Origin of the sequence: Leisingera methylohalidivorans DSM 14336, from assembly GCF_000511355.1 — a bacterium.
Lineage (GTDB): Bacteria > Pseudomonadota > Alphaproteobacteria > Rhodobacterales > Rhodobacteraceae > Leisingera > Leisingera methylohalidivorans.
The window spans coordinates 3,514,728-3,540,865 of the sequence record NC_023135.1; the positions used below are offsets into that span (position 1 = coordinate 3,514,728).

General features: G+C 57.5%; 17 protein-coding genes, 4 tRNA genes and 3 rRNA genes. 4 read left to right on the top strand and 20 right to left on the bottom strand.

Annotation, left to right across the window (positions count from 1 at the left end; genetic code table 11):
* Positions 1-75: 75 nt before the first annotated feature.
* Entirely contained in the window at positions 76-567 is a 492-nt protein-coding gene (locus METH_RS22805) for a hypothetical protein (RefSeq protein ID WP_024091749.1), read from the top strand.
* Positions 568-662: 95 nt separating this feature from the next.
* On the opposite strand, the gene METH_RS17165 is transcribed toward METH_RS22805, so the two are convergent.
* The 13 genes from METH_RS17165 to METH_RS17235 all read right to left on the bottom strand — a co-directional run bounded on the left by METH_RS17165 (position 663) and on the right by METH_RS17235 (position 13,143).
* Complete coding sequence (locus METH_RS17165) at positions 663-1,211, bottom strand: hypothetical protein (RefSeq protein ID WP_156927521.1); 549 nt, start codon at positions 1,209-1,211, stop codon at positions 663-665.
* Positions 1,212-1,237: 26 nt separating this feature from the next.
* On the bottom strand, positions 1,238-1,879 hold the full coding sequence (locus tag METH_RS17170; protein ID WP_024091751.1) for a hypothetical protein: 642 nt from the start codon (positions 1,877-1,879) through the stop codon (positions 1,238-1,240).
* Positions 1,880-1,904: 25 nt separating this feature from the next.
* The gene (locus tag METH_RS17175) at positions 1,905-2,381 is read right to left on the bottom strand and encodes a hypothetical protein (protein ID WP_024091752.1); all 477 of its coding nucleotides are present in this window, start codon (positions 2,379-2,381) and stop codon (positions 1,905-1,907) included.
* Positions 2,382-2,771: 390 nt separating this feature from the next.
* The gene (locus METH_RS17180) at positions 2,772-2,987 is read right to left on the bottom strand and encodes a hypothetical protein (RefSeq protein ID WP_024091753.1); all 216 of its coding nucleotides are present in this window, start codon (positions 2,985-2,987) and stop codon (positions 2,772-2,774) included.
* Positions 2,988-3,327: 340 nt separating this feature from the next.
* Positions 3,328-3,525, bottom strand: coding sequence for a hypothetical protein (locus tag METH_RS17185; protein ID WP_024091754.1), 198 nt, complete (start codon positions 3,523-3,525; stop codon positions 3,328-3,330).
* A gap of 346 nt (positions 3,526-3,871) precedes the next feature.
* A tRNA-Met gene (locus METH_RS17195) sits at positions 3,872-3,948 on the bottom strand.
* A 48-nt stretch (positions 3,949-3,996) separates the two neighbouring features.
* Positions 3,997-4,111, bottom strand: a 5S ribosomal RNA gene (gene rrf / locus METH_RS17200).
* 193 nt (positions 4,112-4,304) lie between these two features.
* Positions 4,305-7,148, bottom strand: a 23S ribosomal RNA gene (locus METH_RS17205).
* 410 nt (positions 7,149-7,558) lie between these two features.
* Positions 7,559-7,634: transfer RNA gene (locus METH_RS17210), tRNA-Ala, on the bottom strand.
* Between the two features lie 20 nt (positions 7,635-7,654).
* Positions 7,655-7,731: transfer RNA gene (locus tag METH_RS17215), tRNA-Ile, on the bottom strand.
* A 258-nt stretch (positions 7,732-7,989) separates the two neighbouring features.
* A 16S ribosomal RNA gene (locus METH_RS17220) occupies positions 7,990-9,457 on the bottom strand.
* The 16S, 23S and 5S rRNA genes sit together here with 3 tRNA genes alongside, the layout of an rRNA operon.
* Positions 9,458-10,370: 913 nt before the next feature.
* On the bottom strand, positions 10,371-11,096 hold the full coding sequence (locus METH_RS17230) for an NAD(P)-binding domain-containing protein (protein WP_024091755.1): 726 nt from the start codon (positions 11,094-11,096) through the stop codon (positions 10,371-10,373).
* 1 nt (position 11,097) lies between these two features.
* A complete protein-coding gene (locus METH_RS17235; RefSeq protein WP_024091756.1) occupies positions 11,098-13,143 on the bottom strand; it encodes an NADH:flavin oxidoreductase in 2,046 nt (681 codons plus the stop codon).
* A 139-nt stretch (positions 13,144-13,282) separates the two neighbouring features.
* Here METH_RS17235 and METH_RS17240 point away from each other — a divergent pair, with 139 nt between their 5' ends.
* A complete protein-coding gene (locus METH_RS17240; RefSeq protein ID WP_024091757.1) occupies positions 13,283-13,897 on the top strand; it encodes a TetR/AcrR family transcriptional regulator in 615 nt (204 codons plus the stop codon).
* Between the two features lie 139 nt (positions 13,898-14,036).
* Here METH_RS17240 and fdhF read toward each other — a convergent pair whose 3' ends face one another.
* From fdhF to METH_RS17265, 5 genes are all read right to left on the bottom strand, one after another.
* Positions 14,037-16,811, bottom strand: coding sequence for a formate dehydrogenase subunit alpha (gene fdhF / locus METH_RS17245; protein ID WP_024091758.1), 2,775 nt, complete (start codon positions 16,809-16,811; stop codon positions 14,037-14,039).
* 3 nt (positions 16,812-16,814) lie between these two features.
* Complete coding sequence (locus METH_RS17250; RefSeq protein WP_024091759.1) at positions 16,815-18,503, bottom strand: NAD(P)H-dependent oxidoreductase subunit E; 1,689 nt, start codon at positions 18,501-18,503, stop codon at positions 16,815-16,817.
* A 95-nt stretch (positions 18,504-18,598) separates the two neighbouring features.
* On the bottom strand, positions 18,599-19,507 hold the full coding sequence (locus METH_RS17255; RefSeq protein WP_024091760.1) for a LysR family transcriptional regulator: 909 nt from the start codon (positions 19,505-19,507) through the stop codon (positions 18,599-18,601).
* A 53-nt stretch (positions 19,508-19,560) separates the two neighbouring features.
* Positions 19,561-19,980: a winged helix DNA-binding protein gene (locus METH_RS17260; RefSeq protein WP_245602915.1), complete on the bottom strand. Its 420-nt coding sequence runs from the start codon at positions 19,978-19,980 to the stop codon at positions 19,561-19,563.
* 914 nt (positions 19,981-20,894) lie between these two features.
* A tRNA-Arg gene (locus METH_RS17265) sits at positions 20,895-20,971 on the bottom strand.
* 306 nt (positions 20,972-21,277) lie between these two features.
* Between METH_RS17265 and METH_RS17270 the strand changes: the two genes are divergently transcribed.
* Both METH_RS17270 and METH_RS17275 read left to right on the top strand, forming a co-directional pair.
* Positions 21,278-21,928 (top strand): GNAT family N-acetyltransferase, encoded by a 651-nt coding sequence (locus METH_RS17270; RefSeq protein ID WP_024091763.1) that lies wholly within the window; start codon positions 21,278-21,280, stop codon positions 21,926-21,928.
* A 71-nt stretch (positions 21,929-21,999) separates the two neighbouring features.
* Positions 22,000-23,772, top strand: a complete 1,773-nt coding sequence (locus tag METH_RS17275; RefSeq protein ID WP_024091764.1) for a tetratricopeptide repeat protein — start codon at positions 22,000-22,002, stop codon at positions 23,770-23,772.
* A 76-nt stretch (positions 23,773-23,848) separates the two neighbouring features.
* On the opposite strand, the gene METH_RS17280 is transcribed toward METH_RS17275, so the two are convergent.
* Complete coding sequence (locus tag METH_RS17280) at positions 23,849-24,673, bottom strand: hypothetical protein (protein WP_024091765.1); 825 nt, start codon at positions 24,671-24,673, stop codon at positions 23,849-23,851.
* A 147-nt stretch (positions 24,674-24,820) separates the two neighbouring features.
* Positions 24,821-26,119, bottom strand: coding sequence for a gluzincin family metallopeptidase (locus METH_RS17285; RefSeq protein ID WP_024091766.1), 1,299 nt, complete (start codon positions 26,117-26,119; stop codon positions 24,821-24,823).
* Positions 26,120-26,138 lie beyond the last annotated feature (19 nt).

Sequence of the window (26,138 nt, forward strand, 5' to 3'; positions counted from 1 at the left end):
CCCAGACGCGGCGGATCTACAAACCCGATCCCGGCTTCAGAGCCGCAGCAATACTGCGTAGGCGACCACATCTGGGTGCGCGAGACACACGCTCTGACCAACAAGCACGCTTACCGCTTGAGCGTCGGCGTAGATCAGCGCGTCAACCCCGCCAACGACTACGACGCCGCCGTCTACCGCGCCTGCTTTGACCGCAGCACCGGCGGGCTTCGCTGGCGCCCCTCGATCCATAAGCCCCGCTGGGCCAGCCGGATCACGCTGGAGGTGACTGACGTGCGTTTCCAGCGCCTGCAGGATATTTCGCCGGACGATGCCGAGGCCGAAGGCCTCATTCAGCTCCCGTGGGCGGGGCAGTTGGCCGTCGATCATGGCTGCAACTGGGGTTTCGAAGGTGACACCCGGCATGGCAGCCCGGTATCAGCCTTTGCTGCACTCTGGGACAGCATCAACGGCTCCCCCCGCAAAAAAGACGGCCCAGACATCAGCTGGGAAGCCAATCCGAAGGTCGTGGCGATCACCTTCCGCCCGCACCTCTGCAACATTGATGAAATGGAGGAAGCCGCATGACACTCCTTTGTTGGATAGGACGGACACTGTAGATAGCCAACGCAAGGAGATAAAAGCGAAAGCTCAGCAATGCGGATAATTCATTGCAAAGCGGCTTAGTGCATTTTTGGGTCTCGGCTTTTCCAATTCGTCAGTAACTCTCTTTCAATGTCCTCGGGATCGCGGCACCAAAACTCAACCGTATCGAAAAATTGCGGGATAGGTTCATGCTCTTCCGCGTCTGACCCCTTAATTTGCTGCTGCACAGCCGAAATAGCAGCGCGTACATCACTGTACATCTCAAAAGCGCCCTCCTTGAAGCCTGGATAGGCAGCGACGCCTTGATAGGCAAACCAAATTATAAAAACGGCCCCGGTAAAAGTAATCTTTATCGAGCCTTCTTCAAACTTGACCTCAGGAAAAAAGAATTCTTCCAACTTAATATCAAGATATCCCCCGTCAGGCTGTTCAACTGCGCGGGGAAAATGCCGAGACAGAGCATCTTCTATCCGGGGCTGAATACGGTTCACGACAAAGGCGGCGAGTAACAGATTGTTTTCACTTCGCATTGATGCCCAAGGAATAGTAAAGCTGGCTGAAAAGAGTTCAACACGAAACGGTTCCATGTCCTGAAACCCTCGACTGTTATTGTTGCCATCGCCCATCATACCCTGCTCCTTTTCTGGATCATTCAGACTGGACCTGTGACACGCATAAGAAACTGTGCATGAGGCTTCTCAGTTTCCTTGTTCATCAACTGCGCCAAAATAAGGTCGCCTGTTGAAAGCTCGAGCGTATGCACTTTCAGAAGCCGCTTAATCTTACAAACCACGGCCTGAATTTCGAGCACCGCAGAAGTGTCTTGATCAGCGCACATGCCAAAATTGCGATTGGCATGTAGGTGATGGTCTAATGCTCGTTGATACAGAACCTTAAACTCATTCTCTTCCAAATGTGGATCAGAATTAGACTGCGCCCTATGAGGTATAGTGTCTGCGTCTGGCGCCCTGGGTATGGGGAAGAATTTGGGGTTTCTCTTTCGAACATGAGCGACAATTTGTGTGGCCTTGTAGGTATTCCTTAGCTTTTTCCCGAGCGCAGGCAACTCGGTTGACTGGGCCAGCAAGCTCCCAAACATCATTAACTCAAAGACTTTCCTGAGTTGCAGGTAACAAAGTTCTATATCGACGGGACGATAGACATTTACCGCCGCCCCCTTCGAGAGGGCGTTAAGTGTGTGGTGACAGACCCAAAGACGATTAAATATCTCGAGCAAATACCTGCAGTAGTCGTTCAGCACTTCCACCCGCTGTACTTCATTCAACTTCCTCAAAATTCGCTCCCTTTCCGGATTTCCGTTACGTAATGACACTTTGATCCGCCAACCGGCGACTAATATCCTGCATCAGTGCCCTGGCTTTGCGCGCCTCTTTCTGAGCAACGTGAACTGTATTTTGGTTACAGTGAGCCTTTTCGTGAACAAGGTCATTTCTAAGTAACCTGAATTGGTGAACGCGACTCAGCAGGCTCTCATCCAAGACCCCTAGAAACTTTAGCCTGCACTCGTACTTCTTCTTGTCGAACTCACGAGCCTTGCTTTTGCTGAAGCGCTCTGCGATTTCAACATGCAGTCTCGCTTCCAACCACATTGCCGAAAAGGTGATATAAACAAGTGCTGCCTTAAACGATTTCCGCTGAGGGTCAAATTTAACGATGTCGCCAACTCCACCGAGGCGCGGTGTGCGAGCTTTACCTTCGGCCTGCTCCATATCCGCAAAAGCATCTTCTGCAATTTGAGAAAAAATGCCGATATTCGAAACCACGAACTGATCCACGGCCGACTTCTCCTTTTCTGAATCAGGTGGACCTAATATTGGGAGACTGTTCGCGGCTCGTAATGCTCCACATATCTCCTCGCTCCCCCGTTGAAAGAAAAATCCTCTTGTCGTGCGAGCGGAGATGGCGCACGCGGTCCTCTGTAAGGTTGTTCCAGCTCGCTATAGCGCGCGTGGACCGGAAGCTATGACCGCCGCCGCTCCTCTCGCCTTTCAGCCAGTAGTAAATTTTTTCCGGTCCCTGTGCTCACCTGCCAGTCGCGCCGCCCAAGAAACCAGAGCGACCGTCAAACTAGCACAGGCGCCACCGACTGCCCCCACGACTATTCCCTGCCATATTGATACTTCCACGCCTAATTCTCCTCTTATGGACGACCGAAACACCCAGCGCTAGAAATCCGTTGTTAACACCCGCACGCGCCCATCACTACCAAACAGCCCAGCGTCGTACTTTTCCTCAGCCCTTGACTGCACAGCATGGAGCCCGTGGTCCTCGATAGCTTCGCTGGAGGTAACAATGACCACGCGCTTTTCTCCATCAAACGCTTCAAGCAGCGTCTCAAACTCCTGAGAGCCTTCCCGCTCTCCCGAAAACGTAAGTGGCATTACATCATTCTCCTATTTCGACTTCTGCTTCCGATAGGCGCTCTGGTGCGCCGCGTTGGCCATGAGGCCACACTCTCAAAGAACTCTTCCATGTCGTCGCCCTTCTGGTAAAGCGCCGATCCGATGTCTTTGACGGTACACGTGCCAGACCGCTGCTATTGGGCAGAGACGAATACGGTTACGACGTGTTACCCCCACATGTCGCGGCAGTGCGATAGGCGGCCCCGCAAGCTGCACATGTATTGTTCCGGAAAGCCGCATCGAGACAACGGAGAGAAGACTGGCGCTTCCAAAGACGGCTGCGCCAGCGCATTGAAAAACTTGAATGCCAGCTGGCCGTCTATCTTCGCTGATCAGCCCCGCGCATGGCCTCCATGGAAGCCCCTGCAAAGGTGATCGAATACTGCTTGATGTTCCGCTGCTTGCACCTGGTGCATTTCATCTTAGCAATCACGTCGGCAACCGTCACCTGATCGCCAACTTGGTCGATGAGCCATGCCACCCTGACCGGCCCGGCGTGCTCGCAGCCATGTACCATGCGTCATTGAAGGCCAAGATGTCGGAACTGGAAGCGGAGAAAGCCGGATTGGAGGCCATCATCAAGGAAAGCCCTGGGCCCCCTGCCCTGCGGCTGCATCCCAGCCTTTCGCAGCGCTACGGCGAGATGGTCGAAGATCTCGCCCGGTCGCTGAACGCGCCGGAGGTGAAGCGGGAAGCCACAGCAGCGCTGCGGGCGCTGATTTCGCAGGTTCGGATGGTTCCGGACGCTGATGCGCCGGGCGGGCATGAGCTTGAACTTGTTGGGGAATTGGCCGGGATCATGGCTTTGGGGAGCCCGGAATCGAAAAAGCCCCCGCTGTTGGCGGAGGCTTGGTCGGAAACGCTGGTTGCGGGAGCAGGATTTGAACCTGCGACCTTCAGGTTATGAGCCTGACGAGCTACCTGGCTGCTCCATCCCGCGTCAGGTGTTTTTTTTTGATATCGTTATGAGAGGTTTGGATTTTACTAGGTTTGGCGGTGACCTACTCTCCCAGGGCTTGAGCCCAAGTACCATCGGCGCGACAGTGCTTAACTTCCGGGTTCGGGAAGGGACCGGGTGTTTCACTTGTGCTGTAGCCACCAAACCGAGGAAAATCCAAAAGCCTCCGGCTTTTGGATTTGGCGGCAGGCAGCGTGTTTGCAAAGCAAACATGCGTTGCCGCTGGTCTGTTACGTCACGGGGACGTTTCCAAAAGCGGAAGGCGTTACAATCAAGGTTGTCCAAGTCAGTTTGGGATGTGTTTGCTTTGGTTCGAGTAACACTGTCTGTTACTGGATCAAATCAAGCCTATCGGGCGATTAGTACCGGTCAACTGAATGCATTGCTGCACTTACATCTCCGGCCTATCGGCGTGGTGGTCTTCCACGGCCCTCAGGGATACCTTGTTTTGAGGGGGGCTTCCCGCTTAGATGCCTTCAGCGGTTATCCTGTCCGAACATAGCTACCCTGCACTGCTGCTGGCGCAACAACAGGTCCACCAGTGGTTCGTTCACCCCGGTCCTCTCGTACTAGGGGCAACTCCTCTCAAGTATCCTACACCCACGGCAGATAGGGACCGAACTGTCTCACGACGTTCTAAACCCAGCTCACGTACCTCTTTAAACGGCGAACAGCCGTACCCTTGGGACCTGCTCCAGCCCCAGGATGAGATGAGCCGACATCGAGGTGCCAAACACTGCCGTCGATATGGACTCTTGGGCAGTATCAGCCTGTTATCCCCGGCGTACCTTTTATCCGTTGAGCGATGGCCCTTCCACTCGGGACCACCGGATCACTATGGCCGACTTTCGTCTCTGCTCGACTTGTCAGTCTCGCAGTCAGGCTGGCTTCTGCCATTGCACTCAACGAGCGATTTCCGACCGCTCTGAGCCAACCTTCGCGCGCCTCCGTTACTCTTTAGGAGGCGACCGCCCCAGTCAAACTACCCGCCACGCAGGGTCCCGGATCCGGATAACGGACCGCGGTTAGATATCAAGAGTGCGAAGGGTGGTATCTCAAGGGAGGCTCCACCGCGACTAGCGTCACGGTTTCGATGCCTACCACCTATCCTGCACATCACAATCCTGATACCAGTGCGAAGCTGTAGTAAAGGTGCACGGGGTCTTTCCGTCTAACCGCGGGAAGCCTGCATCTTGACAGGCAATTCAATTTCGCTGAGTCGATGTTGGAGACAGCGGGGAAGTCGTTACGCCATTCGTGCAGGTCGGAACTTACCCGACAAGGAATTTCGCTACCTTAGGACCGTTATAGTTACGGCCGCCGTTTACCTGGGCTTCAATTCGGAGCTCTCACCCCTCCTTTTAACCTTCAGGCACCGGGCAGGCGTCAGACCCTATACGTCGCCTTACGGCTTCGCAGAGCCCTGTGTTTTTAATAAACAGTCGCCACCCCCTGGTTTGTGCCCCCGGATTCCACTTGCGTAGGACCCGGGCCTCCTTCTCGCGAACTTACGGAGGTATTTTGCCGAGTTCCTTCAACATCGTTCTCTCAAGCGCCTTGGTATTCTCTACCAGTCCACCTGTGTCGGTTTAGGGTACGGTCTGACGGAGGGCTATTTCCAGGGACTGATCAGCAGCCCATTCAATCCGATAAGGATGAACTACCTTCACAATCCGTCACATCCTCCTGGCCCACGAATATTAACGTGGTTCCCATCGCCTACGCCTTTCGGCCTCGGCTTAGGGGCCGGCTTACCCTGCTCAGATTAGCTTTAAGCAGGAACCCTTGGACTTTCGGCGAGAGTGTCTCTCACACTCTTTGTCGCTACTCATGTCATCATTCTCACTAGTGATCTCTCCACGGGATCGCTCACGCGCCCGCTTCATCGAAAGCTCCTTGCGTCCAATCTTTCCCGGAGGAAAGTAAGGACGCATGGAACTATGTCACACTACGCTCTGCTACCATGCACTATGTGCATCCTCGGCTTCGGCTCATGGCTTGAGCCCCGTTACATCTTCGCCGCAAGACATCTTGATTAGACCAGTGAGCTGTTACGCTATCTTTAAAGGATGGCTGCTTCTAAGCCAACCTCCTGGTTGTTTTGGACGTCTCACCTGCTTTCCCACTTAGCCATGAATTGGGGGCCTTAGCCGGAGGTCAGGGTTGTTTCCCTCTCCACGACGGACGTTAGCATCCGCCGTGTGTCTGCCATCCAGTACTCCCGGGTATTCGGAGTTTGGTTAGGATCAGTAAGCCTGTGGGGCCCCATTACCCATCCAGTGCTCTACCCCCCGGGGTATTCGGATGACGCTCTACCTAAATAGATTTCGCAGAGAACCAGCTATCTCCGAGTTTGATTGGCCTTTCACCCCTAGGCACAGCTCATCCCGATCCTTTTCAACGGATGTGGGTTCGGTCCTCCAGTGCGTGTTACCGCACCTTCAACCTGGCCATGCCTAGATCACTCGGTTTCGGGTCTGATCCCACGAACTCATGCGCCCTATTAAGACTCGCTTTCGCTGCGCCTACACCTAACGGTTTAAGCTTGCTCGTGAGACCAAGTCGATGACCCATTATACAAAAGGTACGCTGTCAGCCCTCAAGGGGCCTCCAACTGATTGTAGGCGTTCGGTTTCAGGTACTGTTTCACTCCCCTCGCCGGGGTGCTTTTCACCTTTCCCTCACGGTACTGGTTCGCTATCGGTCAGTAAGGAGTACTTAGCCTTCGGAGGTGGTCCTCCGATCTTCGAACAGGATTTCACGTGTCCCGCCCTACTTAATACGTCCCTCAGAGCTTAGAATACGGGGCTGTCACCCGCTATGGCCATGCTTCCCAGCATGTTCTTCTCACTCATCAGGCTCGGCTGGTCCGCGTTCGCTCGCCGCTACTAACGGAGTCTCTATTGATGTCCTTTCCTCCGGGTACTTAGATGTTTCAGTTCCCCGGGTTTGCTCTTATAAACCTATGTATTCAGTCTATAAGTACCTGGTTAAGCCCATTATAAGCAGCCATCCGGAATAAACCGGCGGCTATTATAACAAACTTTCAGGTGGGTTCCCCCATTCAGAGATCTTGGGATCAAAGCCTATTCCCGGCTCCCCCAAGCTTATCGCAGGGTATCACGTCTTTCATCGCCTCTTACTGCCAAGGCATCCACCAAACGCCCTTCTCGCGCTTGATTTGATCCAGAAAAAGAAAGTGTTACCTTCCGCGGCTCCGGAAGCTGGTAAGAAACCGGCGCCTTTATTCTGAACCAAAAAGCAAACTATCCCGCTCCCGGCCACATCTGCGACCAGGAACTTGTTGCATGATCCTCAGATCATGCGGGTTAGTGTACTTGACTTGGACAACACTGTCTTTTCAATCAGGCAGACTTCAGGACGTCTGAGGAAACATGACGTATTCTGAAGCTCGCATCCCGTCCCGAAGGACAGTCAGCACCTGACTGAGACCGGTCCCACACTCGGGCGGCCAACAGTCTTGTTGATTGTATCTCTCTTAACGATGTCAATTTTCGTCTGAAGAACAGACGTTCAAACAGTCAGAAACTGCTTGAAGATATGTTCTTCCTTACGGCGTCCCCGCGGGGGATGGTGGAGCCTAGGAGGATCGAACTCCTGACCTCCTGAATGCAAATCAGGCGCTCTCCCAGCTGAGCTAAGGCCCCAAATATATCCCGAGGGATTATGGTGGGTCGAGGAGGACTTGAACCTCCGACCTCACGCTTATCAGGCGTGCGCTCTAACCACCTGAGCTACCGACCCAGGTTTTCGTTCTGCTCTGCAAAACAAAACCGGTGTGCGACAGGGTATTGCAAGGCAATGCCCGAGAGCAGCACTCAGTGGTTATGTCACCGACAGCTGCCAGTAACGGCTGCTGCCGCGTGTTTTCCTGAAGAGATATGAGGACGGTCCGGTCCAGAGGGCATCTTGCGATGCCCCGATGCGGACAGCTTTGTTTGCTGTCCATGCTAAGTGATGCACGATCAGGAGCAGGCTCCATGATGCTAGCATCATCCTTAGAAAGGAGGTGATCCAGCCGCAGGTTCCCCTACGGCTACCTTGTTACGACTTCACCCCAGTCGCTGAGCTCACCGTGGTCCGCTGCCCCCACCGAAGTGGTTGGCGCACGGCCTTCGGGTAAACCCAACTCCCATGGTGTGACGGGCGGTGTGTACAAGGCCCGGGAACGTATTCACCGCGTCATGCTGTTACGCGATTACTAGCGATTCCGACTTCATGCCGCCGAGTTGCAGACGACAATCCGAACTGAGACAGTTTTTTGGGATTAACCCATTGTCACTGCCATTGTAGCACGTGTGTAGCCCAACCCGTAAGGGCCATGAGGACTTGACGTCATCCACACCTTCCTCCCGCTTATCACGGGCAGTTTCCCTAGAGTGCCCAGCCGAACTGCTGGCAACTAAGGATGTGGGTTGCGCTCGTTGCCGGACTTAACCGAACATCTCACGACACGAGCTGACGACAGCCATGCAGCACCTGTCACTCGGTCACCGAAGTGAAAACCAGATCTCTCTGGCGGTCCGAGGATGTCAAGGGTTGGTAAGGTTCTGCGCGTTGCTTCGAATTAAACCACATGCTCCACCGCTTGTGCGGGCCCCCGTCAATTCCTTTGAGTTTTAATCTTGCGACCGTACTCCCCAGGCGGAATGCTTAATCCGTTAGGTGTGTCACCGAATAGCATGCTACCCGACGACTGGCATTCATCGTTTACGGTGTGGACTACCAGGGTATCTAATCCTGTTTGCTCCCCACACTTTCGCACCTCAGCGTCAGTATCGAGCCAGTGAGCCGCCTTCGCCACTGGTGTTCCTCCGAATATCTACGAATTTCACCTCTACACTCGGAATTCCACTCACCTCTCTCGAACTCAAGACCAGGAGTTTAAGAGGCAGTTCCAGGGTTGAGCCCTGGGATTTCACCCCTTACTTTCTGGTCCGCCTACGCGCGCTTTACGCCCAGTAATTCCGAACAACGCTAACCCCCTCCGTATTACCGCGGCTGCTGGCACGGAGTTAGCCGGGGTTTCTTTACCAGATACTGTCATTATCATCTCTGGCGAAAGAGCTTTACGACCCTAAGGCCTTCATCACTCACGCGGCATGGCTGGATCAGGCTTGCGCCCATTGTCCAAGATTCCCCACTGCTGCCTCCCGTAGGAGTCTGGGCCGTGTCTCAGTCCCAGTGTTGCTGATCATCCTCTAAAACCAGCTATAGATCGTAGACTTGGTAGGCCGTTACCCCACCAACTATCTAATCTAACGCGGGCCGATCCTTCTCCGATAAATCTTTCCCCCGAAGGGCGTATAAGGTATTACTCACCGTTTCCAGTGGCTATTCCTTAGAGAAGGGCACGTTCCCACGCGTTACTAACCCGTCCGCCGCTCCCTCCCGAAGGAGAGCGCTCGACTTGCATGTGTTAGGCCTGCCGCCAGCGTTCGTTCTGAGCCAGGATCAAACTCTCAAGTTGAAACGCCGTTGCCAGCGTATCCTTGACGTTCGAACCTCTGCACATCACTGGTTGCTTTAACAAAACACTCAAACACGGGGGTCTGAAATGCCTTGCGATCCGACCCGGCTAGGAACCGGAACTGCAACCAATTATTCTCTGTCTGTTGTGCTTGGTTTCAAAAGAAACCGAAGCCGAACAAGACAGTGAAGCTGACACTCAATCATCGGAAGCGAACTTCCTAAGAGCGTTGATATACAGACGTTGATCCATCGAAACGAACCAAACCGCCCACATATCTCTTCAGTTATCCATCAATGTCAAAGAGCAAACATCCCGAGGTCAAAAACAGGACCGATGCGCCAGTTCTCCCAGCGCGCCCGCCTGCCAAATCCATCAAAATGCCCCGGTCTCTCCCGGGCGTCCTGCCGTCTCTCCGGCCCGTCCCGGCGTCTCTCCGCCGTGTCTCCCGTCCGTTCCTGCGTCGCCGCCGCCCCGTCCGGTGTGCCCCGCTGCGCCTCAGCGCCGCCGGTGAGGGGGCTTTTACGGTTACCCCCCAGAACCCGCAAGCCCAAAATCGCAAAAAACAAAACTTTCTGCCCGGAAAAACCGCAATGCCAACAAAATCAACGGCTTACGCNGNANTAAACTCNNGCCCCCTGCCCCGCCCGCCNCCCTCAGCAACCGCCGCCGCAACCGCCGGATCCCGCCCCGGCCCCCGCCGCCCCGGGAACCGGCAGACTTACCCACAGACCGGCCCGCCTTATCCACAGAACCGTCCCCGGAATCGCTCCAAACAGCCCCAAAAAGCAATCCCCCCGCTTCCGTCCGGACAAAAATACCCCCGCCAAGGCCGCCAAAAACAGGATGCGGCCAAAGCCCCGAACAAAAGACGGAAAGAACACCCGCCGGCTAGGCCACTCAAGCAGATCCCTCAGTGTTCGATCGCACTCAAACCCTCCGCAAGGCTGGTGCGCAGACCGGCCTTCTCCATATGCAGCCGCAGCCGCTGGTTATAGCCTTCAGGGGTATTCAGCGCGTCGATCAATTCCGCGCAGCCGGATGCTTGCAGGCTGGTCGACACCAGCATCCGCAGAAAGGCCTCTCCCTGCGCCTTGTCCGAGACCCGATTGCCGAGCCATTCCGCGGCGTCCCCCACTAGGCGCACCGCTGGCGAGAGCACCGCCTGCGCCGACAGATAGGCATTCAGTTCCGCCCCGTCCTGAAGCGCAAAGACCCTGTTGTCCGGCTCGAAGATCCAGCCCACCAGCGCGGTGTCGCCCAACACCATGACTGGAGAGCCGCCCAGGGCTATGCCCGGAAAAGGGATCATCACAGAAGCGGCTTCAGCCGGAGCGGTCAGCTCAGCCACCCGGCAAAGATCCGCACCGGCCATGAACGAGATCACCCGCTGGTCTTCACGGAAGGCCAGCTCCTTCAGAATGCCCTCAGCGGTCTCTGCCAACAGGCCGAGGAAGATCACATCGCTGGCATCAATCACCGCCTGATTGCCAGCCGCCGTGACATCTCCGAACGCCTTGGCAAGCATCGCGGAGTGAGCTTTGCTACGCTCCGACACCGTTATTTGGTGCCCCTTGCCAGCCAGGCCCCGCACCACGGCAGAAGCAATGGTGCCGCATCCCAAAAAACCCAAACGCATATCAGATATCCTTCATCAGGCGCAGCGCATCATAGACCGCCGCGTGCGTATTGCGGGCGGAAACCGCGTCACCGATGCGGAACAACTGGAACTGTCCTGGCGGGTTGGACGCTATTCTTTGCGAGTTGCCCGCAATCAACGCATCCTGATCGATTTCGCCGCGGTTGGACGAGAGGTCTTTGAGATCGAAGTACAGATCGTCCAGCGGCAGCGTCCCGTAGTTCAGAACCACCTGATCATAGTCGGCCCTGTACACATGGCCGCTGTAGTCGGTCCCGATTACCGCGGTCAGCTTATTTCCGTTTCGCTCGACCTCCAGCAGGCGGCGGGTCACGGTGAAGGTGACATCCTTGTCCTGCAGCGCCCGCATGTAGGGCACAAGGTTCATCGCCATGATACCCGGAGCAAAGGTACGGTCCGGGGTCATCACCTCGACTGCGGCACCGGCATTGGCAGCAATTTCTGCGGCCATCAGGCCGGGGTGGTCACCAGTCTCGTCATAGATCAGCACATTTGCTGCCGGTTTCACATCGCCGGAAATGATATCCCAGGCCGAGACCGCATGCGGAATATCCCGGCGGGTTTCGAACAGTCCGGTATTGGGCATGCCACCCGTCGCGATGATCACCGCATCCGGGTTCAACGCGGTTACATCCGCGGCATCAGCCCAAGTGCTGAACCGGAACTCAACATCACGGGCGGCGCATTGTGCCATGCGCCAGTCGATGATGCCAATCATCTCGGCCCTGCGCGGGTTCTGCACTGTCAGACGGATTTGGCCGCCCGGCTCTGCCGCGGCCTCGAACACGGTGACATGATGGCCCCGCTCTGCGGCCACGCGGGCGGCCTCCAGCCCGGCGGGGCCGGCTCCGACAATCACGATCTTCTTACGGGTCTCTGCAGGTGCAATCTCGTGCGGCATGGTCAGCTCACGGCCCGTTGCCGCATTGTGGATGCACAGCGCATCCCCCGCCTGATAGATCCGGTCGAGGCAATAGGTAGCTCCAACGCAAGGGCGGATGTCATTCTCGCGCCCCTCAATGATCTTCTTTACCACGTGCGGGTCCGCCATATGGGCGCGGGTCATGCCGACCATGTCCAACAGCCCTTCTGCAACCGCATGGCGGGCGGTTGCCACATCCGGGATTCGGGACGCATGGAAGGTCGGCATCCCGGTTTCCGCGCGCACGGCCCCAGCCAGATCCAAATGCGGCGCGCTGCGCATTCCCTGCACCGGGATCATGTCGGTCATCGCAGGGTCGGTGTGGATTCTGCCCCGGTTCACATTAAAGAAGTCCACCTGCCCTGTGGCTTGAAGAATGCGGGCCATTTCAAACCCCATTTCCGGAGTGATCCCGCCTTTCTGCGCTTCATCGGCACCAAAGCGGACACCGATCACGAAGTCATTTCCCACCCGCTGCCGCACGGCATCGATGACATCGCAGGTTAGCTTCATCCGGCTCTCCAGACTGCCCGCTCCGAATGGGCCCTCCAGATCGTTGGTCAATGGGGAGATGAACTGATCAAGAAGATGACCATGGGTCATGATCTCAATGCCGTCCATGCCACCTTCTTTCATCCGCTCCGCCGCGGCCGCGAAATCCGTGATGATGCGGGCGATATCCCAGTCTTCCGCCAGCTTGGGGAACGCATGGTGTGCAGGTTCGCGGTGGCGTGTGGAGGACACCGCAGGCAGCCAGTCGCCTTTGTTCCAGCCAGTCCGGCGGCCCAGATGGGTAAGCTGGATCATCACGGCTGCGCCATGCTCATGCACCTGATCGGTCAAGTTGCGGATCCACGGCACCACCTCATCCTTGTAGGCCAGGATATTATTGAAAACCGGCGGGCTGTCCTTGCTGACCGCCGCCGATCCCGCTGTCATCGTCAGCGCCACACCGGCTTTTGCCCGTTCCGCGTGATAGGCAGCATATCGATCTTTGGGCATCCCGTCCTCCGGGTAGGCCGGCTCATGGCTGGTCGTCATGATCCGGTTCCTAAGGGTCAGGTGTTTTAGTTTGAAGGGCTGCAGCAGCGGGTCCTTGGACATGGTGCGGGTCTCCTGGAGCGGTGTCTGGACAAATGCGGGTCCGGCGAGTCGCCAAGTGCACTCGACACATGTGTCATTCAACCTATCACACCTGTCAAGAAAAGTTGCACCTGTCCTGCCCTGCTGGTATGTCTGCCGCATGGACACTCAGGACATTACCCGCACCCGGCTGGGGGAGGAAGACTGGCTATCAGCCGCCTACGAAGTACTGACCGAGAGCGGCGTCGAAGCAGTGAAAGTGATGCCGCTGGCAAAGCGGCTTGGCGTCGCCCGCACCAGTTTCTACTGGCACTTCAAAGACCGCGAGGCGTTGCTGGAAGCGATGGTGCGGCGGTGGGAGGAAAAGAACACCGGGAACCTGATCGCCCGGTCCGAAGCTTATGCCGAAACCATTGCCGAGGCGCTGTTCAACCTGTTTGACTGCTGGATTGATGCCGACCTGTTCGATTCCCGGCTGGATCTGGCCATCCGCAATTGGGCGCGGAACGATCCCGGCCTGCAGGCACGGCTGGACCAAGCCGATACCCGGCGCGAGCAGGCATTAACAGAGATGTTCATCCGCTTTGGATTCAGCCCAGGCGTCGCACTGATCCGCGCCAGGGCCATGATCTACACCCAAATCGGCTATATCTCCATGCAAGTGAGCGAAAGCACCGGCTACCGGATTTCGCTTATGCCCGGCTGGGTCGAGGTTTTCACCGGCACGCCGCCCTCACAGCGGGATCTGGACCGCTTTCTGGCCCGCCATAGCTGACTGAACTTAACTTTCGGCGCACAGCAGACAGTCGGCCAGTCTCAAAATCCTGATGGATAATCCGGCCGTCCGAAACATAAAGCGGGCGCGAAGCCATCAGCTTCGCGCCCGCCATAATTTCACTCATGCGCAACCGGGTTTATTCGGCGGCAATCTTGCTTTCCGCCTTCTCGACCCGTACCGCCGAGAACTTGAACTCGGGGATTTTTCCATAGGGGTCGATCGCCGGGTTTGTCAGGATGTTGGCCGCCGCCTCAACGTAGGCAAACGGTACAAACACCATATCCTCGGCAATCGCCCGGTCGGCGCGCGCCATGATCTCGATCGAGCCGCGGCGGGTTGAGAGACGCACCATCTCGCCCGGCTCCACACCCATCGCCCGCAGGGTTTTGGGGTTGAGCGAACAGTTCGCCTCCGGCTCCACCGCGTCCAGCACCAAAGAGCGGCGGGTCATTGACCCGGTGTGCCAATGCTCCAGCTGGCGGCCGGTGGTCATGATCATCGGGTATTCCGCATCCGGCGCCTCATCCGGCGGGATCACCGAAGCCGGCGTGAAGCGGGCACGTCCTTCGGGACGCGGGAAACCGTCACCAAACACAATCGCCTGACCGGGGTCGGTCTCATGCAGCGACGGATAGGTGATGGTCTCGGTCTCCAGACGCTCCCAGGTGATGTTGTCGAGGGACTTCATGTTCAGCTTCATCTCGGCAAAGACTTCGCTGACATCCTTGTAGTCCCAGGGCAGGCCGATGCGCTGCGCCAGCTCGACGGTGACCTTCCAGTCCTCGCGCGCGTCACCCGGAGGCGCCACGGCAGGACGCACACGCTGCACTTGGCGGTTGGTGTTGGAGACCGTGCCGTTCTTTTCATAGAGCGCCGAGGCCGGCAGGATGATATCGGCAAAGTTTGCCGTCTCGGTCAGGAAGATATCCTGCACGATCAACAGTTCCAGCTTGGCAAAGGCATCCCGTGCGTGATCGGCATCCGGGTCCGACATCGCCGGGTTCTCACCCTGGATATACATACCCTTGATATTGCCGGCATAGGCCTGATCAACGATCTCGGTCACGGTCAGGCCCTTCTCGTTCGAGAAGTCGCCGCCGCCCCAAACGTCGGTAAAGCTCTTGCGGACATCATCCGAGGTTACGGTCTGATAGTCCGGCAGGAACATCGGGATCAGGCCTGCGTCAGACGCGCCCTGCACGTTGTTCTGGCCGCGCAGCGGGTGCAGGCCGGCGCCCGGCTTGCCCACATTGCCAGTCATCAGCGCGAGGCTGATCAGACAGCGCGAATTGTCGGTGCCGTGGATGTGCTGGGAAATGCCCATGCCCCAGAAGATCAGGCCGGCGTCGGCACCCGCAAACAGGCGGGCCACGCGGCGCAGCTGCTCCGGTTCAATGCCGCAGATTTCCGACATTTTCTCGGGCGTGAACTGCTTCAGGTGCTCTTTCTCGGCTTCCCAGTTCTCGGTCCAGCGGTGGATGTACTGGCTGTCGTACAGCTCCTCCTCGACGATCACATTCATGATCGCGTTCAGCATCGATACGTCGGCACCGGGGCGGAACTGCAGCATTTCATCTGCATAGCGGCGCATGCCGACCCCGCGCGGATCCATAACGATCAGCTTGCCGCCGCGTTTGGTGAACTGCTTGAAATAGGTCGCCGCAACCGGGTGGTTCTCAATCGGGTTGGCCCCGATGATGATCGCCACATCGGCGTTTTCGATCTCGTTGAAGGTCGCGGTAACCGCACCGGACCCGACGTTTTCGATCAGCGCCGCAACCGAGGACGCGTGGCACAAACGGGTGCAGTGGTCGACGTTGTTGTGCTTAAAGCCCTGACGGATGAACTTCTGGAAGAGGTAAGCCTCTTCGTTGGTGCATTTTGCCGAGCCGAAGCCTGCAACCGATTTCGGGTCTTCATCCCTGAGCTCGATCAGGCGTTTGCCGGCCAGATCCATCGCCTCTTCCCAAGTCGCTTCGCGGAAGTGGGTCGACAGGTTGCCCGGATCGACGTTCAGGCCCTTTGCGGGTGCATCCTCGCGACGGATCAGCGGCTTAGTCAGACGGTGCGGGTGGTGGATGTAATCGAACCCGAAGCGGCCCTTGACACACAGGCGGCCTTCATTTGCCGGGCCGTTGATGCCTTCGACATATTTGACCTTGCCCTCCTTCACCTTCAGCGACACCTTGCAGCCCACGCCGCAGAACGGGCAGACGCTTTCGGTTTCGGAATCGTAGTCCTTGCTGTCGCCGACTTGGTTGTCATCCATCACAGTTGCAGGCATCAGCGCACCGGTCGGGCAGGCCTGCACACATTCACCGCAGGCAACACAGGTTGAGGCCCCCATCGGGTCGGCAATGTCAAAGGTCGGATAGGCATCGTGGCCGCGGCCCGCCATTCCGATCACGTCGTTGACCTGAACCTCGCGGCAGGCGCGCACGCACAGACCGCAGGAAATACAGGCGTCCAGGTTCACCTTCATGGCAACGTGGCTGTCATCCAGCAACGGAATGCGGCCCTCTTCCAGCTTAGGGAAGCGGCTTTCGGTAACGCCGTTCAGATCTGCCATGTCCCACATGTGGGAGGACTTGTCGTGCGCCTCATCCCGTTTGGGCTGGTCGGCAAGCAGCAGTTCCATCACCATCTTGCGGGCGTTCTCAGCCCGCGCGTTGTTGGTGGTGACAACCATGCCGTTGGCGGGTTCGCGGATACAGGAGGCGGCCAGCGTGCGCTCGCCCTCGATCTCCACCATGCAGGCGCGGCAGTTGCCATCCGGGCGGTAGCCCGGCTGCGGTTTGTGGCACAGGTGCGGAATCTTCAGGCCGCGTCCGTTGGCCACTTCCCAGATGGTCAGGCCAGCCTCTGCCGTGACCTGTTCGCCATCAAGTGTGAAAGTAATCTTGTCGCTCATGGCTTATACCTCCTCGGGGAAGTGCTTGATGGTCAGTCGGATCGGATTCGGCGCCGCCTGGCCCAGACCGCAGATCGACGTATCGACCATCGCCGTGCTCAGTTCCTCAAGCAGGCCCTGATCCCACTTCTTTTCGCTCATCAGCTTCACAGCTTTTTCGCAACCCACCCGGCAGGGGGTGCACTGGCCGCAGCTTTCGTCTTCGAAGAAGCGCAGCATGTTCAGCGCGGCGTCGCGGGCGGAGTCCTGATCGGACAGAACCACAACAGCAGCAGAACCGATAAAGGTGCCATGCGGCTGCAGCGTGTCAAAGTCGAGCGGAATGTCGTTCATCGACGCAGGCAGCAGGCCCGAAGACGGGCCGCCCGGCTGGTATGCCTTGAAGGCATGACCGTCGATCATACCGCCGCAGGCTTCGATGATGTCAGTGATAGTGGAGCCAGCCGGCAGCATGTGCACGCCCGGGTTCTTCACTCGGCCCGACACCGAGTAGCTGCGCAGGCCCTTGCGGCCATTCTTTTCAACCGAGTTCAGGCATTCCGGCCCTTCGCGGTTGATCTTACAGACCCAGTACAGGGTTTCCACGTTATGGACGAGAGTCGGGCGGCCAAAGACGCCCACCTGCGCCACAAACGGCGGACGGTGGCGCGGCTCGCCGCGCTTGCCTTCGATCGACTCGATCATCGCGCTTTCTTCACCGCAGATATAGGCTCCTGCCCCGCGGCGCAGATCGATGTAGCCTTCCTCGACAATGCCTGCGTCTTCCAACGCCCTGATCTCGGTTGCCAGGATCTCCAGCACCGCCGGATATTCGTCGCGCATATAGATAAAGGCTTTCTCGGCCTCGACCGCCCATGCGGCCATCAGCATGCCTTCAAGGAAAACATGCGGGGTGCGCTCAAGATAATAGCGGTCCTTGAAGGTGCCCGGTTCGCCCTCGTCGCCGTTCACTGCCAGATAGCGCGGGCCTTCATTGGCGCGGACAAAACCCCATTTGGTACCCGACGGGAAACCAGCGCCGCCAAGACCGCGCAGACCGGCTTCCTTCACCTTGGCCTGGACAGCTTCCCAGTCGCCGTTTGCACGCAGGTCTTTCAGCGTGGCATAGCCGCCTTCGGCCTCATAAGCGGCGAATGTTTCGTAGTCTGGGACATGCGCGTGGGTGTCATTTGCCGCAATCGCTGCCTGCACCTTTTCGGGTGTGGCGTGGTCGATGTGGTTGTGGCCGATCTCCAGCACCGGCGCGGTGTCGCAACGGCCCATGCAGGGCGCGCGCAGAACGCGGACCTGGGAGGCATCCAGACCGTCTTCCAGTGCCTTTTGCAGTTGTTGGGCGCCGGCCAGCTCGCAAGAGAGCGAATCGCAGACCCGGATGGTCAGCGCTGGCGGCGGGGTCTCGCCTTCTTTCACCACATCGAAGTGGGCATAGAAGGTTGCAACTTCATAGATTTCCGCCTGGCCAGTGCGCATTTCTTCGGCCAGCGCCCGGATGTGCGCGGCACTGAGGCAGCCGTATTTGTCCTGAATTAGGTGCAGAAACTCGATCAGCAGGTCGCGGTTGCGCGGGCGGTCACCCAGCAGCTCCTGAACCTCGCTCAGCGCAATGTCGTCAACCTGGCGGCCTTTGGGCGTTCTGCGCCCTTTGCCTTTGCCGGACTTCCATACGCCCTTGCTATCATCCAATGGTGCCATGGGGTCCTCCAGTCAGCACGTAATCCAGCTCGAAATGCCATCAAGAATGAATATCGTCAAATCTAGAATACCGATTGCACGATAAGCAATGGTTATCACGCCATTTGCGGCATCCTATCACTCACAAACGTCGCAACTACCTCTTTCAAAGCGCGCAAAGTTGTGAGTTCAGGTGTCCGGTCCAGAGTGGCGATGCAAATCTGCCGGGTTTGTTCCGGCTTAATCAGCATCAGCACCCGGGTTCCGCCGAGGTTTCCTAAAGCCTGCATCAGCGCGCGCGGCAGAATCGTCGCCACCGAACCTTCACGTGCCAGCACCATCGAGGCCATGAAACCGTTGGATTCGGACACGATCTCCGGCTTCAGTTCCAGATCAGCAAAAATCCGGTCCAAAATGCGGCGGTTTTGCATCTGCTGATCCAGCAGGCTGAGCGGCAGCTCTGCCGCTTCCGCCCAGCTGATCGCATCGCCACGGCCCGCCACCATCTCTTCCGGCGCCAGCAACACATAGCTTTCCTCGTACAGCGGCTGAACTGTAACCAGATCCCGGCCCATGCTGTCGGAATAAGTTATCCCGGCATCAATTGTACCATCATAAAGCCGCTGCTGAATAGCCAGGGATGTTGTGACCTCGACGCGGGCCAGAACCCGCGGATAGGCCTGATGCACCTGATCCACCAGCTGCGCGGCCCAAGCGGTGGCGGTCGGCACCACCCCAAGCACCAATGTGCCTGTCACCTCGCCGCGGGCGGCAGCAATCTCCTGCTCCAGCGCCTTGGCATCATCCAGGATCGAGCGCGCCCGGCGCACGATCATCATGCCCTCTTCAGTCAGCCCCTGGAACCGGTTGGCCCGTCGCACGATCGACAAACCAAGCCGTTCCTCCAGATTGCGGATCCGCATGGAGAACGCGGGCTGCGAAATACCGCAATCGGCAGCGGCCTTGGCAAAGTGCTGATGCCGCGCCAGCGCAGTCAGCAGCTGAAGGTCTTTAAGTTCGATCATGACCAAACCATACGCTGCCCCTGCCGGGCCGCGCAATGGGATCTGCTGCGTCCTCAGGGGCCGCTGTGCGCTTCAGCCTGACGAACAGCGGCGCCGAGCAGTTCGGTCAAGTGCTCCAGTGCTTCCGCAGCGCTGTGCAACCTCCTGGCCAGATCCGGACACCCCGCCAATGCCTGCAGCAGCAGACGTTCACGGGTATCCTGCAGTCTGTCTGCCAACTGGCTGCCTTCCTCAGTCAAGCGGTAGGTGACTCCTGAGCGGCCAGCCCCCTGTTTGCGGGTCAGCCCGGCAGAGGCCAGTTTGCGCAAGGAATACTGGATGTTTGGAATGTCGGTCCGGTTGGTGGTTTGGGCAAGCTCCTTGATCGTTTTGGACCGGCCGCCCTTGCCGATCAACTGCAGGAGTGTGATCTCCGCACTTGCCAAGGGCACGGTGCTGATCTGTTCAATACAGACGGTCTGCCATCGGGCCAAACCTTCTCCCGCTCTTTGAAGCGCCAATTCCAACATGTGCAACCCATCATCCGGCAGCACCTCCGCAGCCGCGTCAGCGGCCTGGCCAGAAGCCGAACTATATATAGGGGGATGGTCGAATTTGTTATCCAACGAAAAACTCCGGAAGAATAAATTTTAACAGCCCTGAAAAGGCATGAAGACAATGGGTCAGAAATTTTCGCTACCCGAAGCCGCCGATCTTGCAATGGCGTGCAGGCAATCCCTGAATGCTGAATCGGCGTCGGACCTGTTCCAAAAATCCAACTTAAATTACTCTCAACATATCTAACCAAATCGAAACGATTTCAATATCCGTGTTGCAAAATTCGGAGCCTGGGCGGAACTCCCCTTTCCCAGGACGGATGTACCCCGCGGGTTTTGTGGCAGCTATGCCCGGCCGCTCTTCCCCTGCACTTCTTGCTAAAGTTCAGAATGGGAACAAAGTAACGGCGATCGCTTGGACGGAATTCCGCCACGCCCCGTTCCGCTGTGGCGCGCCTGGAAGATTCCCATTTTATTGGCCCGCCTGCCATCCGGCCCGCGATATGAACACCAGCTCTCAAGCAGCTGCGTGTCAGCCTTCACGGAGAAACCCGCAGCCTCCCGCACCCGGCGCGGGCCCCTCCTATTTCACTGCTCAGAACCTGAGAGTAAGATGACCTCCCGGCCGCAGTCCGAGCTGCGCCCACCCTGCCTTGTCTTCCGTAAGATTCGGGGTCTTCCAATGTGAAAATCAGGGATAATTCGGCACTGGCGGGACAGAGGGCGCGAGCGTTGATGTTGAAAATTAACACCGAAAGGGGGGAGTAGATGCTCGCAGCGCCATGTGATGTTGATTGGGTCAGCAATCCGACGGAAATGTCAGGTTTGCTCGGCTTGCAGTATTCTTAAGGTGGCGGACCGAGGAGGATTCGAACCCCCGACCCCTTGATTCGTAGTCAAGTACTCTATCCAGCTGAGCTATCGGTCCACTGCGGCGGGGTTTAATCATAGCACCGCACGGGCGCAACCCCCAAAAGAAGGCTCGGCCCGTATTTCTTGCCTGTCTTTCCCGCCTGAAATTGGTGCCTGACTTGCAGGACGCCCGGTGACCCGGTCACCCTTGCCGCACGCAAGCAGAAATGGCTTTCCCGGCGGAAGCGCGCAGGCTGGTTGAGTGCTGCCCGCTTCCGCAACCCCAGTCCGGCTAAATGTGATATAAGGCAAAAGCGACGTTCTTCCCACCGCCCTGGAGCCAAGGGAAGCAACATATCGAAAAGGAAAAAGGGGACCGCAAATGCCGGACCGGGAGTCCGCAGAATTTCGCCTGAGGCCGCTGGAAGCAGAAGACCTGGCTACTCTGGCCGGCTGGTTTCAGAATGTGGCTGATCTGGCATGTTTCGACCGCTCTGCCCGTTCCCCCCTGAGCTTGCCAGAGACCGAACAGGCCTGGAGCTCTTCGGCGGATGCAGTGCCGGATACCAGCAAATGCTGGTTTGCAATTGTTACAGAAACCGATGCGCTTTGCGGTATTGCCGGTCTGGAAAACATCTCCATGGTCAACCGTGACGCCATAATTGCGCTTTTCATTGAGCAGTCCAGACGCCGGCAGGGTATCGGCATCCGGGCGCTTGCGCTGCTTCTGGACTTTGCATTCCGTCAGATCGGGCTAAATCGCATTACATCCTATTACCGTGCCGACAACACCCGCAGCGAGGAACTCACCACGCGCGCCGGCTTCGCAACCGAAGGCAGGATGCGAGCAGCCTGGTACGCAGAAGGCCGGTACTTCGACATGATCACAGTGGGCCTCTTAAGGGAGGAATGGGAGGCCAGCCGCAGGGTCCTGGCGCAGGCGCTTGATGCCAGTGCGCAAGCAAGCTTCCACGGCGCGGAGATTACAGGCTGGGCCTGGCCGCCGGGCCCGGCAGATCCGCAGGCAGGCTAAGCGACAAAGCATACGGGCAGCGCCGGCTTCTCCGGCATTTCCTGCCGACACTCACAGGAGGAGGACAGCTTGTGAGCGGCCATAAAAAAACAACAACGGTCCGGCGCCAGCTGGGAGCAGTGCTGTTTGCCGATGTCGTCGGATATGCCAGGCTTATGGGCAATGACGAAATCGACACATACAGCGCCCTGAAATCCCTGCTGGAAGAGCTGGAAGCAGCATGCAATGCGCATGACGGACAGGTTGTTGCTGTCCGCGGCGACGGGGTTCTGGCATTGTTTGAGACAGCGACAGACGCGGTGAAATTCGGCGTCGAACTGCACCGCATTGCAGCGCAGAACAACAGTGCACGGCCAGAGGAACAGCAGCTACGGTTTCGGGCTGGTGTGCATATGGGCGAAATCCTGGTCGATGACCGCGGCATTCACGGCGACAATGTCAATATTGCCGCCCGGCTGCAGGAAATCGCCGAACCGGGCCGGGTTTATGTCAGCGGTCCCGTTTATGAGCAGATCCGCAACCGGTTGCGTTTCGGCTTTGAATTTCTTGGCCCGCAGCGGCTTAAGAATATTGCGGAACCGGTGCCGTCCTATTGTGTCCGCAGCGAAGTGGCCGGAGCAGCCATGGCCGCCACCCTGCGCCCTCCGGAAGCTCAGCCGGCAGGCCGTCCGCCCCCCGGCATCCCGTCGGTCGCCGTGCTGCCTTTTGTCAGCCAGAGCGGCGATCAGTCCGACAGCTGGTTTGCGGACGGGCTGACAGAAGACATCATTCTGAACCTGTCCAAATTCAAAAACCTCTTTGTCATAGCCCGCAACTCGGCCTTTTTCTTCAAGACCCGTTCGATGCCGCCTCAAGAAGCCGCGCGTGAATTAGGGGTACGCTACGTCGCGCGCGGCAGCGTCCGCAGGGCTGGAGCACGGGTACGCATCGCCATAGAACTGATTGATGCGGATTCGGGAAGAACGATCTGGGGCGAACGCTACGACCGGAACATCGACGATATATTTGCCATCCAAGACGAGGTAACCGACGCAATTGTCGCGGCAACCGCTGTTCTGATCGAAGCCCAGGAACGCAAACGGATGGCACAGGCAGCACCGGCAGATCTTGCGGCCTATGGCTTTGTGCTGCGCGGGCAGCAGTTTATCTTCCGCTACACCCGGCAGGATAACCGCGAAGCCCAGACCCTTTATGAACGGGCCCTTGCCCGGGACCAGGATTATGCCCGGGCTTCGGCTGCAATTTCACGGACCCTCAACATAGATTGGCGCTATTCCTGGGCCAAGGACGCCGAGCACGCGCTGGACACAGCCCTGTCTTATGCCCAGAAAGCAGTGGAGCTGGATCCGACCGATGCCCGCGGTTTCGGCGAACTGGGTTTCGTGCACCTATACCGGAAGGAGCATGACGCAGCGATCGGCGCTTACCGGCGCGCCCTTGCGCTTAATCCGAACGATGCCGACCTTCTGTCGGATTACGCTGACGCGCTGGCACATTCCGGCGACAATGAAACAGCCATCGCAAGCTTGCAGCAAGCGATGCGGCTGAACCCCTATTTTCCCGATCAATATCTCTGGCATCTGGGCGGCGCCTACTACAACCTGAAACACTATGAGGCCGTCATCGAAACGCTCACAAAAATGAACAACCCGACCGAGGGACAGCGGATGCTGGCCGCCAGCTATGCGCAGCTGGGCAGAATGGAGCTGGCCCGGGACATGGCCGCCCGGCACCGCGAAGCACATCCGAATTTTTCACTGGAACGCTGGACCAAAGTGCAGCCTGACCGGCTGGAAGAAGACACGCTGCATTTTGTCGAGGGCTTGAAGAAGGCCGGGTTTTAACGAAGACCGCCGCCCCGGTTATTAATGCCAGTCCTTCCCTGAAACTTCACAGCATATCTCTGCGCCATTCTCAGGCTTAGTCGCCGGATCCGCGTGCTTTCGCTCCGCTTACTTTGGCTCCGCTGACCTTGGCTCCGCTGACCTTGGCACCGCTGACCTTGGCACCGCTAACCGAAGGCCCGCCGCCACCGAAATAAACATCCAAAAGCACCTGTTCCAGCATGCCGGTCATCACGTCCATCCTGATCGAGTAATCCGCCTTGTCATAATCCCAGACCCGGATGTCGTTTGCGATCTGATACTCTGCCGAGGCGACACCGGTTATGGAAGGATTCTGAGGCGCCCGGGCACCCTGATTGGCGGGCATATTGTCTGTCGCACTTTTGCCCTCGCCATGCACCAGGAACAAGGCCGGTTCCGGCAACTCGTGATAGGTTCCTTCGTAAGCGAAGCCATAGATCCGGGCAAACTTCGCATGCAAACTGAGCTGGGCATCCAACAGATTGTTGCGCCCGCGCCCCCGAAGCCCCGCCTGCTTGTAGTTCTGCTTTGGAATATCCTTGGTCTGCGTCCAGACCGTATCCCCATGTTCAATGCCATCCAGAACGGCTACGCGATCGTCTGCGGAAATTTTCTTCTCGACCGCCAACTTGAAAGCGCTTCCGGCTCCGGCGGTGACTTTGTACACGCCATTTTCATTTGCGTTGTTGCGCCGCACTAGGACCAGGTCGCCTTCAGCAAGCTCAACCCCATCCAATTCCGTATCGACATTATTCAGATTCACCTTTTCAACGGTCGCAACCCGGACCGTTTTCTTGATATCGGACCTGACAATTTGCAGATCGTTCAGGAGACGCCCAAATAACAACACTTCAGAAAAACTCAGCAAAGACTCGGCCACTGTACACACTCCTGTGGCTATGGAAACAACTCAGGATGACAGTTCAAAAAAAGACAGGTCTGGAACTTCTGCAGGTTCTGATGCCTTCAATGCCCCCTGAAATGTAAAATAGCACGAAATGAATAGAATTTGTAGACAATCAGCCAGTCAGCCGCCGGGCATTCTTGTTCTCACTGAGTGGGCGTGGCTGCCCTCATCCGCTTCAGCCAGTCGCGGACCAGCCTGGGCAAAGCCAATTCCCCGCATGCGGAAGTTGCCTTCAATAATAGTGCGGAAGGCGCCTCCGGTTGTTTCCTGGTCAACGATCAACAGCGCTTTCTCCACTGCTGCATAGGTAAGGTTTTCGGCATCCAGCATGCTCCACGCTGCCGCCAGATAGGCGCCCAGAAAATCACGTGCTTCCAAAAGAGATATGCGAAACCCTTCGGGATCAAGAGCATAGCGCGCATCAAACAGGGCCTGCATGACATCGCTGTAATAGGGTGTTTCCTCCAACTGGTCGGACAGGTCCTCCATTTCAGGTGTGATCAGGTCATGAACCAGCAGACGCTCGTGAAAAATATCGACGAGGATATCGAACATCGCCCCCGTCAGAGGTTCGGACAGCGCGTGCTCACTGCTCCAGCCGGACACAAACTCCTGAAGCGTCCGGGTATTTGCCGCCATCCGGATTTGCGCATTCCCGGCAAGTTCGGCAAAGCGGTTCAACTGATTTAACGTGTAAAGATTGCCCTTCGTGTTCTCTAGCAGCTCCTCCACAACCGACCCGAAGTGCAGCGACGCTATCAGCGCCACCAAATCGGCTGCAGATTCGTGAAACCCGAAGTATTCGCCCGGCACATCGTCCGAGACCGGCATTCCCGCAACACTGTAGATGATGGCATGGCCGATCTCGTGGGCGACCACATCAAAATTCAGGCTGTAAGCGCGGTATTCGCCGCCATGTTCGCTGGTGCCGCCGGTTTCCAGAAACCCCCAGCCGATATGCGCGTTGTCCAGGCTCGGCAGCAGCGACAGCTCCAGCCGGTCATAATCGCGTTCAAAATGCCAGGGGATCGGGTGCCCGAAATACGCCTCCCAGACATCCAGCGTGAAATGGGCAGCAGCAAACAAATGCACCGCTTCAAAGCCGGGATCTGAAGGCTGAACGTGAACAAAATGCCCATCTTCATCCGGCGCAGGAGGCTCTTGGATCTCTCCGAGCCAAGGCGGCAGATACATACCCGGCCCCGACGGGCCAGGAACGATGGCGCCAAACGGAATTGTTTTGCCCAAAGGGTTGACCGCATACATCCGCGGTCCCGACGGGCCCGGCCCGATTGAACCCGGCGGCGCGGAAATCTCGATCAGTTCCAGTTCCGGATCCGCAGTCCGGAACGGCGATTGCGGAAATAAAAGAAACCGCGTTCCCGGCGCTTCCTCCGCCATCCCAAAGGTGTCATCCATGTGCCCTCCAATCTTGCGG